The organism is Vibrio aestuarianus (assembly GCF_012395185.1).
GTDB classification, from domain to species: Bacteria; Pseudomonadota; Gammaproteobacteria; order Enterobacterales; family Vibrionaceae; genus Vibrio; species Vibrio aestuarianus.
Genome location: NZ_JAAZTU010000014.1, coordinates 13,956 through 27,400, shown reverse-complemented (window position 1 = coordinate 27,400; position 13,445 = coordinate 13,956). Strand labels below are relative to the sequence as shown.

The 13,445-nt window shown below is 44.3% G+C and carries 12 protein-coding genes; 3 read left to right on the top strand and 9 right to left on the bottom strand.

Translation table 11 applies throughout. From position 1 onward, the window contains the following. Nucleotides 1-66 precede the first annotated feature (66 nt). From fabF to yceD, 8 genes are all read right to left on the bottom strand, one after another. The gene (gene fabF / locus HGG78_RS08560; RefSeq protein ID WP_168780580.1) at nucleotides 67-1,311 is read right to left on the bottom strand and encodes a beta-ketoacyl-ACP synthase II; all 1,245 of its coding nucleotides are present in this window, start codon (nucleotides 1,309-1,311) and stop codon (nucleotides 67-69) included. Nucleotides 1,312-1,401: 90 nt separating this feature from the next. Next, the gene (gene acpP / locus HGG78_RS08555) at nucleotides 1,402-1,635 is read right to left on the bottom strand and encodes an acyl carrier protein (RefSeq protein WP_053311759.1); all 234 of its coding nucleotides are present in this window, start codon (nucleotides 1,633-1,635) and stop codon (nucleotides 1,402-1,404) included. A 233-nt stretch (nucleotides 1,636-1,868) separates the two neighbouring features. Beyond that, a complete protein-coding gene (gene fabG / locus HGG78_RS08550; RefSeq protein ID WP_053311924.1) occupies nucleotides 1,869-2,603 on the bottom strand; it encodes a 3-oxoacyl-ACP reductase FabG in 735 nt (244 codons plus the stop codon). Between the two features lie 19 nt (nucleotides 2,604-2,622). Beyond that, nucleotides 2,623-3,546, bottom strand: coding sequence for an ACP S-malonyltransferase (gene fabD / locus HGG78_RS08545; RefSeq protein ID WP_172532633.1), 924 nt, complete (start codon nucleotides 3,544-3,546; stop codon nucleotides 2,623-2,625). 63 nt (nucleotides 3,547-3,609) lie between these two features. Further along, the gene (locus HGG78_RS08540) at nucleotides 3,610-4,560 is read right to left on the bottom strand and encodes a beta-ketoacyl-ACP synthase III (RefSeq protein ID WP_172532632.1); all 951 of its coding nucleotides are present in this window, start codon (nucleotides 4,558-4,560) and stop codon (nucleotides 3,610-3,612) included. A gap of 5 nt (nucleotides 4,561-4,565) precedes the next feature. After that, a complete protein-coding gene (gene plsX / locus HGG78_RS08535; RefSeq protein WP_172532631.1) occupies nucleotides 4,566-5,591 on the bottom strand; it encodes a phosphate acyltransferase PlsX in 1,026 nt (341 codons plus the stop codon). Nucleotides 5,592-5,600: 9 nt separating this feature from the next. Next, the gene (gene rpmF / locus HGG78_RS08530; protein ID WP_053311763.1) at nucleotides 5,601-5,771 is read right to left on the bottom strand and encodes a 50S ribosomal protein L32; all 171 of its coding nucleotides are present in this window, start codon (nucleotides 5,769-5,771) and stop codon (nucleotides 5,601-5,603) included. Nucleotides 5,772-5,804: 33 nt separating this feature from the next. Next, nucleotides 5,805-6,329 carry a 23S rRNA accumulation protein YceD gene (gene yceD / locus HGG78_RS08525; RefSeq protein WP_053311764.1) on the bottom strand — a complete coding sequence of 175 codons (525 nt, stop codon included), beginning with the start codon at nucleotides 6,327-6,329 and terminating at the stop codon, nucleotides 5,805-5,807. A 146-nt stretch (nucleotides 6,330-6,475) separates the two neighbouring features. On the opposite strand from yceD, the gene HGG78_RS08520 reads away from it, so the two are divergent. Then, nucleotides 6,476-7,057, top strand: coding sequence for a Maf family protein (locus HGG78_RS08520; RefSeq protein ID WP_172532630.1), 582 nt, complete (start codon nucleotides 6,476-6,478; stop codon nucleotides 7,055-7,057). 60 nt (nucleotides 7,058-7,117) lie between these two features. Here the strand turns inward: HGG78_RS08520 and rluC are convergent, their stop codons facing one another. Continuing rightward, nucleotides 7,118-8,065: a 23S rRNA pseudouridine(955/2504/2580) synthase RluC gene (gene rluC / locus HGG78_RS08515; protein ID WP_172532629.1), complete on the bottom strand. Its 948-nt coding sequence runs from the start codon at nucleotides 8,063-8,065 to the stop codon at nucleotides 7,118-7,120. A 614-nt stretch (nucleotides 8,066-8,679) separates the two neighbouring features. On the opposite strand from rluC, the gene rne reads away from it, so the two are divergent. Together rne and HGG78_RS08505 are read left to right on the top strand one after the other, a co-directional pair. Beyond that, nucleotides 8,680-11,625: a ribonuclease E gene (gene rne / locus HGG78_RS08510; RefSeq protein WP_172532628.1), complete on the top strand. Its 2,946-nt coding sequence runs from the start codon at nucleotides 8,680-8,682 to the stop codon at nucleotides 11,623-11,625. Nucleotides 11,626-11,875: 250 nt separating this feature from the next. Further along, nucleotides 11,876-13,435, top strand: a complete 1,560-nt coding sequence (locus HGG78_RS08505) for a SulP family inorganic anion transporter (RefSeq protein ID WP_053311767.1) — start codon at nucleotides 11,876-11,878, stop codon at nucleotides 13,433-13,435. Nucleotides 13,436-13,445 lie beyond the last annotated feature (10 nt).

The following is a 13,445-nucleotide window of genomic DNA, read 5'->3' as shown; positions in this document are numbered from 1 at the left end:
TAAAAAGAAACGGCTCAATGCTAAAGCATCAAGCCGTTTGAACTCAAGTTTCACATCACAACGTCGTTAGATTTTTTTGAAAATCAACGAACCGTTTGTGCCACCGAAACCAAAGGAGTTACAGATCGCATACTCCATACCTTCGACTTTACGAGCAGTATGTGGCACCAGATCAATGCCTAAACCTTCTTCAGGATCATCAAGGTTAATAGTTGGTGGAACAATTTGATCAACCAGTGACATCACCGTGATGATAGCCTCGACTGAACCCGCGGCACCAAGTAAATGGCCTGTCATCGATTTAGTTGAAGAAACCAAAACTTGCTTTGAACCTTCTTCACCAAGGGCTCGTTTAACGCCTTTAATTTCAGCAACATCGCCAGCTGGTGTTGATGTACCATGCGCATTCACATAACCGATTTGAGTACCCGTTACGCCAGCATCACGCATCGCCGCTTCCATCGCAAGGGCGCCACCTGAACCATCTTCACTTGGTGATGTCATGTGATAAGCATCACCAGACATACCAAAACCAACAAGTTCAGCGTAAATCTTTGCACCACGAGCTTTAGCGTGTTCGTACTCTTCCAGTACCATCACACCAGCACCATCACCAAGAACAAAACCATCACGGCCTTTATCCCAAGGGCGAGAAGCCTTTTGCGGCTCATCGTTGCGCGTTGACAGTGCTTTCGCAGCGCCAAACCCTGCCATACCCAGTGGAGTTGATGCTTTTTCTGCACCACCAGCCACCATCGCATCTGCGTCACCGTATGCAATCATACGAGCGGCGTGGCCTAGGTTGTGTAAACCTGTCGTACACGCTGTAGAGATGGCAATATTCGGGCCACGCAGACCACGCATAATCGACAAGTTACCCGCAACCATGTTGACGATGGTCGATGGTACAAAAAATGGGCTAACTTTGCGTGGGCCTTTTTCTACTAACGATTGATGACCTTTTTCAATAAGGTCAAGACCACCGATACCAGAACCAATTGCCACGCCAATTCTTGGGGCGTTTTCTTCGGTAACAGTGAGGCCTGAATCATCAAGGGCTTGAATACCCGCCGCAATACCATACTGGATGAATAAATCCATCTTACGGGCATCTTTTTTAGACATATACGCTTCGCAGTCAAAGTCTTTAACTAGACCGGCGAAACGAGTTGAAAAATTGGTTGCATCAAAATGGTCGATATTAACAATACCACTTTGACCAGCTAGCAGGGCTTTCCAAGAGGATTCTACAGTGTTGCCTACCGGTGACAACATCCCCATGCCAGTGACAACGACACGACGCTTGGACACGATCATATTCTCCGGGATTGAAAGATTCTATGAGAGGTATAGAAGAGTTAGAAAAAACTCAGGCGGCCAGAAGGCCGCCTGGGAGAGATATTACTGAGCGCTGTTTACGTAGTCGATTGCAGCTTGAACAGTAGTGATCTTCTCAGCTTCGTCATCTGGGATCTCAGTGTCGAATTCTTCTTCTAGAGCCATTACTAGCTCAACAGTGTCTAGAGAATCTGCACCTAGATCTTCTACGAAAGAAGCTTCGTTTTTAACTTCTGCTTCGTCTACACCTAGCTGTTCAACGATGATTTTCTTTACGCGTTCTTCGATGTTGCTCATTTTTTCTTTTCCTTTACAGATTTCGCCTAATGCGATGATTCCGTAGTTTATTCTAACTAGGGAAAGTTGCAAGTGGGTCATTGCTGGTCAAACCACAAATTTAGCGATTTTAACCGAAATTCAGACCATTTTTGACTTAAATCATGCACAAATGTTGCGCATATCACCAGCAAGTTTTACACGATATTGACAATGATAGATGCCTATTTTTGCCAAAACAGTAAAAAACAAGCTTAAACCATGTACATCCCGCCATTTACGTGCAAAGTTTCGCCCGTAATGTACGCAGCTTCAGGAGAAGCTAAAAATACCACTGCTGATGCTATTTCACGCGGGTCGCCTAAACGACCTGATGGTACTTGCGCTAGTGTAGCAGCACGTTGGTCATCATTCAGTGCTTTTGTCATATCAGTTTCAATAAAACCTGGCGCAACTGTGTTAACCGTCACACCACGAGATGCAACTTCTCGTGCCATCGACTTAGTAAAGCCAATCACACCCGCTTTTGCAGCTGCATAGTTAGTTTGACCTGCATTACCCATAGTGCCAACAACTGAACCGACATTGATGATACGACCATTGCGCTTTTTCATCATGCCACGAAGAACTGCTTTAGATAAACGGAAAATAGACGTCAAGTTAGTATCAAGAATATCGGTCCACTCGTCATCTTTCATGCGCATAAGCAGGTTATCGCGAGTAATACCGGCATTGTTTACCAAAATATCTAACGCACCAAACTCTTCATTAATCGCTTTTAATACAGATTCGATCGACTCAACATCAGTGACATTTAGTGCTAAACCTTTACCTTTATCACCTAAATAGTCACTGATTGCAGCCGCGCCACTTTCACTGGTTGCAGTACCAATAACCGTTGCACCACGTTCAACAAGCAGCTCTGCGATTGCACGGCCAATACCACGGCTTGCGCCTGTCACTAGGGCAATTTTACCCTCTAGATTCATCATGTTCTGTTTCCTTCGATTACTTAGCTGCATCAAGAGAAGCAGTGTCATTCACTGCCGCAGCTTCAAGCGTCTTCACGATACGTTTTGTTAAGCCGGTTAAGACTTTCCCAGGACCAACTTCAAGTAATTTCTCAATGCCTTGCTCGCTCATTAATTGCACGCCTTCAGTCCAACGTACTGGGCTATGTAATTGGCGAACTAATGCATCTTTGATTTTTTCAGGAGCCGTCTCTGTCGCAACATCAACATTATTGATCACTGGGATTTGTGGAGCATTAAATTCAATAGATTCAAGTGCTACAGCAAGTTTCTCAGCGGCTGGCTTCATCAATGCACAGTGAGAAGGCACCGATACTGGCAGCGGTAAAGCGCGTTTAGCACCCGCTTCTTTACACAATGCGCCCGCACGTTCAACCGCATCTTTATTACCCGCAATGACTACTTGGCCTGGAGAGTTAAAGTTAACTGGAGAAACCACTTCACCTTGCGCTGCTGCTTCACACGCTTTGGCAATGGCTTCATCATCAAGACCGATGATAGCTGACATTGCACCGACACCCGCAGGAACAGCTTCTTGCATCAGTTGACCACGTAGTTCAACCAATTTGATTGCTTGCTTAAAGTCAATAACACCTGCACAAACTAAAGCCGAATACTCACCTAAACTGTGTCCAGCAAGCAGCGTTGGCTGCGCCAAACCCAAACTTTGCCATACGCGCCAAATCGCTACTGATGCTGCCAGCAACGCAGGTTGTGTACGGCACGTTTGATTGAGGTCTTCAGCAGGACCATTTTGCACCAATGCCCATAAGTCATAACCTAGCACTTCAGAGGCTTCAGCAAATGTTTGTTGAACAACATCATATTGCTGCCCAAGTTCAGCAAGCATACCCACTGTTTGTGAGCCTTGACCTGGAAATACGATAGCAAACTTGCTCATTGTTTGTTTCCTTAAGTAAAAATAAGGAGTTATAGCAACTCCTTAAAATAGATATTCGTTACGTTAAAATTTAACGAGTGCCGAGCCCCAGGTGAAACCACCACCAAACGCTTCTAATAACAGTGTCTGACCACGCTTAATACGGCCATCACGCACCGCTTCATCAAGTGCCGTTGGTACTGTCGCCGCCGAAGTATTACCATGACGATCCAGTGTGATAACCACCTGGTCCAGAGACATCGACAACTTCTTCGCTGTCGCGGAAATAATGCGGTAATTAGCTTGGTGAGGAACCAACCAGTCTAGCTCTGACTTATGCATATTATTGGCTTCTAGGGTATCTTTCACTAACTTAGATAGCTGAGTAACTGCAACCTTGAAGACTTCATTACCGGCCATATACAACCACTTATCGACATCACCAGTACGCTCTGGAACTGGCAAACTCAATAAGTCACCAAACGCGCCATCTGAGTATATATGAGTCGAAATGATACCCGGCTCTTCACTCACACCAACAACCACAGCACCCGCACCATCACCAAATAAAATAATGGTAGAGCGGTCTGTTGGATCACACGCTTTTGACAATGCATCAGCGCCGATAACCAGAACATTTTTACACATGCCGGACTTAATATGTTGGTCTGCAACCGACAAAGCATAGACAAAACCAGAACACGCAGCCGCTAAGTCAAAAGCAGGACAACCTTTGATACCAAGTTTTCCTTGCACCTGACAAGCAGATGAAGGGAAAGTATGGCTGCTACTGGTAGTGGCAACAATAATCAAATCGATATCGTTTTTATCAATGCCCGCCATTTGGATGGCGTTTTGTGCAGCATAGAAAGCCATATCAGCCACGGTTTCGTCGTCAGCTGCAATGCGTCGTTCGCGAATACCTGTGCGTGCTACGATCCACTCGTCACTTGTCTCTACCATTTTCTCTAAGTCTGCGTTGGTACGCACCTGAGATGGCAAGTAGCTGCCAGTACCTAAAATTTTGCTATACATGAAGACTAATAATGCCTCTCGAGTAAAACCGCTTCCAAACGATCGCTTATACGGCTGGGTACTTGTCGTTTGACCTCGTGTACCGCTTCGGAAATTGCATTTACGACAGCGGATACATCAGCACTTCCATGACTTTTTATGACAATGCCGCGCAATCCTAGCAAACTTGCACCGTTATACTGGTCGGGGTTCAATGTTTTTAGTTCAGTAAATAGTTCAGAAAACAGTATTCGTGCGATCCAACCCTTTATGGATGAGGCCAATAACTTGGCTTTTAACTTATCAATAAAGAGTTGTGCAGTACCTTCACACGCTTTTAAACATACGTTTCCAACAAAACCATCGCATACGATGACGTCAGCGACATCATCTAGTAATTGGTTACCTTCAATATATCCAATATAGTTTACCGCTTGGGTTTGGTTGAGCATTTCAGCACAACGTTTCACCAAGTCATTGCCTTTGATTTCTTCCGCACCGATATTAAGAATTGCGACGCGAGCTGGGCGGCCTAAGTGCTGCTCAGCTAATGCACTCCCCATCACTGCAAATTGAAACAAAGAATCCGCATCACTCGATACATTAGCACCGAGATCAAGCATCCAAGTACGATTACCCGATGTCGTGGGTAACGCAGAAACCAATGCAGGTCTATCAATTCCGGGGAGAAGCTTCAAACGGAAACGAGAAAGCGCCATTAAAGCGCCAGTATTACCACCACTAACACAAGCATCCGCTTGACCGTCAGCGACGAGATCAATGGCAATACCCATTGAGCTACCCGCACTATTTCTTAATGCTAACGACGGTTTTTCAGAGTTAGAGATGACTCGGTCACTATGCGAAATACTCAAACGAGCATTAGGTTCGTAACCTATTTGAGATAATTGACGTGTTATCGCAGGCTTATCACCAACGAGGATCACTTTGAGCTCTGGGAAATGCGACAGTGCCTGCACGGCGGCAGGCACTGTAACGCGAAGACCGAAGTCCCCGCCCATTGCATCAAGTGCAACGGTTAAATATTGCAAAGGTCAACCTTACTTGTTGATAACCTTTTTACCACGGTAGTAACCGTCAGCAGTCACATTGTGACGTAGGTGAGTTTCACCTGATGTTGCATCTACAGAAAGTGAAGCTGTAGTTAGTGCATCGTGTGAACGACGCATGCCACGACGTGCGCGTGATTTTTTGCTCTTTTGTACGGCCATTGACCCTACTCCTTTGTCTTAACTTACAACGAATTATCGTTTTAAGTTTTTTAAAACATCAAATGGATTCGGTTTCTCTTCCACAACATCTTCCGGAAGTTCACCAAATACCAAATTATTTGAGTTAACGCTACAATCCGCGTCATCGTGCATTGCTACTTGAGGCAAGTTAATGATGAACTCATCTTCAACTAACTGTACAAGGTCGACTTCACCGTACTCATTCAGATCTACCAAATCGTACTCTTCCGGTGCGTCTTCATCAGTTTTACTACCTAAATAAGGAGTATAAATGAATTCAACTTCGCACTCATGTGCGAAAACCTCATTACAGCGTTGACATTCTAAATCAACTTCGATGTTAGCTTTACCAGAGATAACAACGAGTCGCTGTTCATCAAGCCCAAATGACAATGAAACTTGAGCGTCGCGTTTTACGCTTGCAACCGATTCTTCTAAACGCTTGAAAAGACTAGATTGGATGATGCCATCATAGTCGAGTCGTTTCTGAGCAGCTTTAGCCGGATCAACCGAGCGCGGTATTTTTACCTTTTGCATAGGGCGCGAATATATCTTCCAAATCTATTTTAGTCAAAGAAAAAGACAAAAAAGTTAGCTTTTTTACCCTTTCCACAGCGAGAATTATGTATAGCAACCGTTGTTGATATATGCTGCTACAAAACTCCCAGCGATTCTAAATCAAAATGCAAAATTACCAACTAGTTTTAGCGTCAACATCCCCTTTTCGGCAGCAATTACTTAAAAAGCTCGGTTTGCCATTTGTCACTGCTTCTCCTCAATGTGATGAAACAGCGCATCAGGGTGAATCTCCGCAAGCCTTAGTTACTCGATTAGCTGAAGAAAAAGCACGCTCTTGCACAATAGACCAAGCCAGTTTAGTTATCGGCTCAGATCAAGTCTGCGTCATTAACGGCGAAATCGTAGGTAAACCTCATACCAAAGAACAAGCCATCGCCCAGCTTCTTAAACAAAGTGATAAGGCAATAACCTTTTATACTGGGATTGCTTTATACAATTCGTGTAGTAATACATGCTTGGTAGACATTGATACGTTTACCGTTCACTTTAGAAACCTTTCGCTGAAAATGGCAACAGCTTACGTTGAAAAAGAGCAGCCCCTGCAATGTGCTGGCAGCTTTATGAGTGAAGGTCTTGGTATTGCTTTATTTGAACGTTTAGAAGGTGATGACCCAAATACATTAGTCGGATTACCACTCATAAAACTGGTCAAATTGCTTGAATCGCAAGGTGTGAATATATTGTAAGCGCGCTGTTTTTAGCAAAAAACCCGTGTTCACTCCATTGCCGAGTCAACACGGGTATTTTTAAGCATTTCGCAGTTTAGCTAAGACTTGTTCTAACTGATTATCTAGTGGGGCGTTAATGTCCATTTGCTCTTCAGTTGCAGGATGGATAAAACGAATATTGGCCGCGTGTAAAAACAGCCTATCTAGACCAACTTGTCCTGTATAAGCGTCAAATCGACGATCACCATAACGATCATCCCACGCAATTGGATGCCCAGTATATTGAGTGTGGACACGAATTTGATGTGTTCGGCCAGTAATTGGGCTCGCCTGTAGCAAGGTTGCTTGCTCAAATTGCTCTAGGATTTTAAAGCGAGTCTCAGATGGCTTACCATTTGGATTAACGCGCACGATACTATTTATTTCATTTTTTAGTAATGGTGCATTGACCACTTTACAGCTACGCTTCCATTGCCCCATCACCAATGCGAAATAGTATTTTTGAACTGTTTTTTCTCGAAATTGAGCTTGAAGATGGCGTAAAGCCGAACGCTTTTTCGCTACCAACAAAATACCAGACGTATCTCTATCAATACGATGCACCAACTCTAAGAAACGAGCCTCAGGGCGCAGCGCACGCAGCGCTTCTATTGCGCCAAATTTCAAACCGCTCCCACCATGTACTGCCGTGCCAGACGGTTTATTGAGGATCAAAACATGGTCATCTTCAAAGATAATGCAATGCTCTAACTCAGCCACTTTGTTCAGTTTAGTGTTAGGAGCTGCGGTTTCGTTGGCTGACTGCTCAATATTGACCGGTGGAATACGCACCACATCGCCAGCGCACAGTTTATACTCTGCTTTGATCCGTTTTTTGTTTACACGCACCTCCCCTTTACGCAGGATGCGATAAATCATACTTTTAGGAATTGTTTTTAATTGGTTGCGCAAGAAGTTATCAATGCGCTGACCAGCCATATCTTCATCTATGTCGATGAGTTGGACTTGGGTTCTAATTTCGCTCATAGCGGTATTGTAACACTGTGAATCGCGTAAATTCATATTTTCTTAGCAAGAGAAATATATTTTCATCGCTTATTCACCCTTAAATTGATGATAATTGCATCAACCAAAATGCGACTGTGGATAAAATTAATAATTACTCAGTAAAATCCCCCACTTAAAGTAGATAAAACTCTTTTAAAACAGACAACTAACAATATCACTTTTACGCCTATTTCCTTTTTTTTGACCTGTTCATAACAAAGCAGATTGCTGTGTTTACCTGTCACTGCTATAGTTCACAGCTGCAATGGATGAATTGGTGATTTTTTATTCTTTACCGTTCATTTTAGAGCAAAATAGTGAGTAGACAGCTAAGCGTCAGTGTGCTGCATATGGCGTAAGACACTATTGAGCGAAGCTATCTTGTTGCTCTACTCATCGTCATTTCATGTTGAGTAATTTCCGCCATATATGCGGATCGCAGGCAATCGTGTGCGTGTGATAACTGAAGTGCCCTAGAGCATCCCCTCCAGCCGGGAGGCTGCACCTTTAAGTCATGGGATCTGGCACCGTGAAAACGAACCGAAGCAACAAGATCAATAATCAAAACTAAAGAAAGATAACGAGATTTTTAAATGAAAAGAATGTTAATTAACGCCACTCAAAAAGAAGAGTTGCGTGTTGCGTTGGTAGATGGCCAGCGACTTTTTGATCTAGACATCGAGAGTCCAGGACATGAATCCAAAAAAGCGAATATCTATAAAGGACGTATCACCCGTGTTGAACCAAGTTTAGAAGCTGCTTTTGTAGATTACGGCGCTGAACGTCACGGCTTCCTTCCTCTCAAAGAAATTGCTCGCGAATACTTCCCAGAAGGTTATACCTATCAAGGCCGCCCAAGCATTAAAGAAGTGCTTAGAGAAGGTCAAGAAGTCATTGTTCAAGTAGAAAAAGAAGAGCGAGGTAGCAAAGGCGCTGCGTTAACTACTTTTGTTTCTCTTGCTGGCAGTTACTTAGTTCTGATGCCTAATAACCCTCGTGCTGGCGGTATTTCACGCCGTATCGAAGGCGACGAGCGTACCGAACTAAAAGCAGCACTAAGTACTCTTGAATTACCTCAAGGTATGGGTTTAATTGTTCGTACGGCAGGTGTAGGTAAAAGTGCAGAAGAACTTGAGTGGGATCTAAACGTTCTACTTAACCACTGGAGTGCAATTAAACAAGCCTCAGAACTGCACCCTGCACCATTACTTATCCACCAAGAAAGTAACGTTATTGTACGTGCCATTCGCGACTATTTACGCCGCGACATCGGCGAAATCCTCATTGATAGCAATACTATTTATGAACGTGCTCTTGAGCATATTCAGTTAGTGCGCCCAGATTTTGTCAGCCGTGTTAAAAAATACGATGGTGAAGTGCCACTATTTAGTCATTACCAAATCGAAAGCCAAATTGAGTCGGCTTTCCAACGAGAAGTTCGCCTACCATCTGGTGGTTCGATCGTCATCGACCCGACTGAAGCACTGACCTCTATTGATATCAACTCTGCTCGCGCTACTAAAGGCGGAGATATTGAAGAAACGGCTCTCAATACCAACTTAGAAGCTGCAGACGAAATTGCTCGCCAATTGCGCCTACGTGATTTAGGTGGTCTAGTCGTTATTGACTTCATTGATATGACTCCAGTGCGCCATCAACGTGAAGTTGAAAACCGCTTACGCGATGCTGTTCGCCTTGACAGAGCTCGAGTTCAAATTGGTCGTATTTCTCGCTTTGGTCTGCTTGAAATGTCTCGCCAACGTCTAAGCCCATCACTAGCAGAGGCAAGCCATCATATCTGTCCTCGTTGTTCTGGCACTGGTGTTGTTCGTGATAATGAGTCTCTAGCGCTATCTGTACTACGTTTGATCGAAGAAGAAGCGTTAAAAGATAACACTGCGCAAGTTTTAGCGGTGGTACCAGTTCCTATCGCCTCTTACTTGCTGAATGAGAAACGCCGCTCTATCAGCCATATCGAACGCATCCAAGAAGTTAATATCACTATTGTTCCAAATTCTGATATGGAAACTCCTCATTTCGAGGTTATCCGTGTTCGCGAAGGTGAAGAGCAAGACATCCTGTCTTATATGGTACCTAAAAAGCTTGAAGCTCTAAAAGAAGCCGAAAGTAAAGAACCTTCAGAGGCAGATTTCAGACCAAAACGCATTGAAGAGCCAGCGCTGAAAGGCTTTGCTGCACCAGCTCAAGCGCAAGCAGCCCCAGCTCCAGCGCCAAAAGCGGCTCAACCTGTTGTAAAAGAAAACGTGGTTGAAGAAAGTGCTAAACCTGGTTTATTCAGTCGTATATTTAAAGCTATCGGCAGCCTATTCTCTGCACCTGTTGAAGAAAAGAGCACAGAAAAAGAGCAAGAAAAACCAGAAAACAAACGTAGCCAACAACCACGTCAACGTCGTGACCGCAACGACCAACGTCGCCGCAATAACCGCGATAATGCTAATCGTGACAAGAATAAGCGCAAGCCTGTTGCTGCTGAAAGTACTTCTGAAAAAGAAGTAACTCCGGCTGAACAGAGCAAACCGCAAACTCGTAAACCACGACAAGATCGTCGTAATAAGCGCGATGACCTAAAAACAGAAAAACTTGCAGAACAAGGTCAGCAACTTGCAGTAGAAGCACAACAAGCTGAACAAAAAGATGTTAAGACCGAAGAAAAAACGGCCAAAGTTAAAGAACGCCGTCAGCGCCGTAAACTGAATAAACAAGTTCGAGTGAAAGATCAAGCCGCTGCAAAAGAAGCAGTAGTAGCCAGCGCTTCACAAGATACAGCGACTGTTGCTGAAGCCATCGAAACTGTGAAAGCCGAGTCAGTCAAAGCCACTGAGCCAACAACGGTTGTGTCTGATGATGCCAATAACAAAGATGAGCAAAATCAGCGCCGTAATCGTCGTTCACCTCGTCACTTACGTGCAAGTGGTCAACGCCGTCGTCGCGGTCGTGACCGTCGCCCTAACCCATTCCGCCTTCGTAAAGGTGGAGTTGCATCACCAGAAATGGCGATGGGTAAAGTGATGCCTCGTTATGACCTAGCTAAAGCTCCAACTCAAGCACCTCGCCAAGAAGAGAAAGTTGAAGCTCCGGTTGTTGAAACCGTAGCAACAGTTGTAGCAGATACTACCACTAAGGTCATCGGTGGCTTCGCATGTCCAGAAATGGCAATGGGTAAAGTGATTATTCGCAGCGCCGCAGAACCAAAAGCTGAAACGCCAGTACAAGCACCTGTTGAGGTTGTTGTTGAAACACCACAACCAGTGGAAGTAGCTGAAATAGCGACGGTAAAAGAAGTTAAAACTCCAGAACTGGTTGAAAAACCAGCGGCAACTTCAAACATTTCACTACCTAAAACCATTAAAGCTCATGCTTGTGCACCGATGGCAAAAGCGCCAGGTTCAAACGAACTAAAAGAGATTGAAGTGGTTTCGGCTCCATTGCGTTCAGAACGCTATGAAGCTCGTGGTGCAGGCAGTCAAGTTGCCCGTAGCCAAGCAGGCTCAGCAATGAGTAAACCTCAAAGCATTTAGCATTAGCTATACCATCGAAAGGGCTGCTTTATTGCAGCCCTTTTTATTTATCTCGAGGAAACTATTTACCACAAATATGATTCAATACTTGCTTCATTATTGAACTTAATCACAGTTTTCTGTAGCATTCCCCGCTTCGAGCCGACGACGTTTCTCTTACTCCATTGCTCTTTTTTAATACATTTTGCTTGGATTACATTTAAGAGTGGACGGTTGGACTACATTCATTATTCGCAAACACTGAGTACTCATGTTCGAATTTCCAAAATTTTCTAAGCACTCTGTAAAAAATGATGTGCTTTCTGGTTTAACCGTTGCCCTTGCTCTGGTTCCAGAAGCTGTAGCTTTTGCCTTTGTTGCTGGTGTTGACCCAATGGTTGGACTATATGCCGCCTTTATTGTTGGTCTGATCACTTCTATTTTTGGCGGCCGCCCTGGTATGATTTCTGGCGCAACTGGCGCTATGGCCGTGGTAATGGTAAGCCTAGTTGCAACCCATGGTGTCCAATATCTTTTTGCGGCAATCTTATTTGCAGGGCTGCTGCAAATTACCGCTGGTATCTTCAAGTTAGGTAAGTTTATTCGCATGGTGCCTCACCCTGTGATGATTGGCTTCGTCAATGGCTTGGCAATTGTGATCTTCTTAGCTCAACTTGGTCAATTTAAAGCGCCAGATTTATCGGGGGCACTTAGTTGGTTGCCAAGCGATCAAATGTTCCTAATGCTGGGGCTGGTTGCTCTAACCATGGCGATTATTCATTTCTTACCTAAACTAACAACAGCCGTCCCTTCTTCGTTAGTGGCTATTGTGACCATCACGCTATTGGTCCAAGGTCTGGGTTTAGACACACGAACTGTGGTGGATTTCTTACGCACAATGTCTGGAAATGAAGCAGCAACGCTTGCTGGAACCTTACCAACATTCGCAATTCCAAGCGTACCGTTCACTTGGGAAACGCTACAAATCATTCTTCCTTATTCAATTATTTTAGCCGCAATTGGTTTAATTGAATCCTTGCTTACACTTACAGTATTGGATGAAATGACGAACACTCGCGGCCAGTCAAATCGTGAATGTGTCGGTCAAGGTTTAGCTAATGTCACTTGTTCAATGTTTGGCGCAATGGGTGGTTGTGCGATGATCGGTCAATCGATGATCAACGTAAACTCGGGCGGTCGCGGACGCCTATCTGGTATAGTGGCGGCAGTGATGCTGTTGTGCTTTATTTTATTCGCTTCAGCACTGATTGAGATGATCCCGCTAGCTGCACTGGTTGGTGTGATGTTTATGGTCGTGATTGGAACCTTCGAATGGGCAACGTTTAAACTTGCTCGCCGCGTACCGAAGCAGGACTTCTTTGTCATTGTATTGGTAACGGTAGTAACGGTACTCACTGATTTAGCCATCGCTGTGGCAGTCGGTGTGATTACATCAGCACTAATGTTTGCATGGGAACACGCAAAACATATTTACGCCAGTAGCCAAATCAATGCTGAAGGCTCTAAGGTTTATCATATTAATGGACCTATCTTCTTTGGCTCTGCAGCAAACTTCCTTGAGTTATTTGATGCACAAAACGACCCACAGGATGTCATCGTTGATTTCGCACGCTCACGAGTAGCTGACCATTCAGCAATTGAAGCCATTGAAACGATCGCCGAAAGATATACTGCGCTTGGGAAAACGTTGCATTTACGACATTTAAGCCAAGATTGTCGAGCTCTGTTACATAAAGCAGGTAGCTTGGTTGAAATTAATGTAAAAGAAGATCCTAGCTACAAAGTTGCCACCGATGTTTTAGCTGGCTAACTTACACATC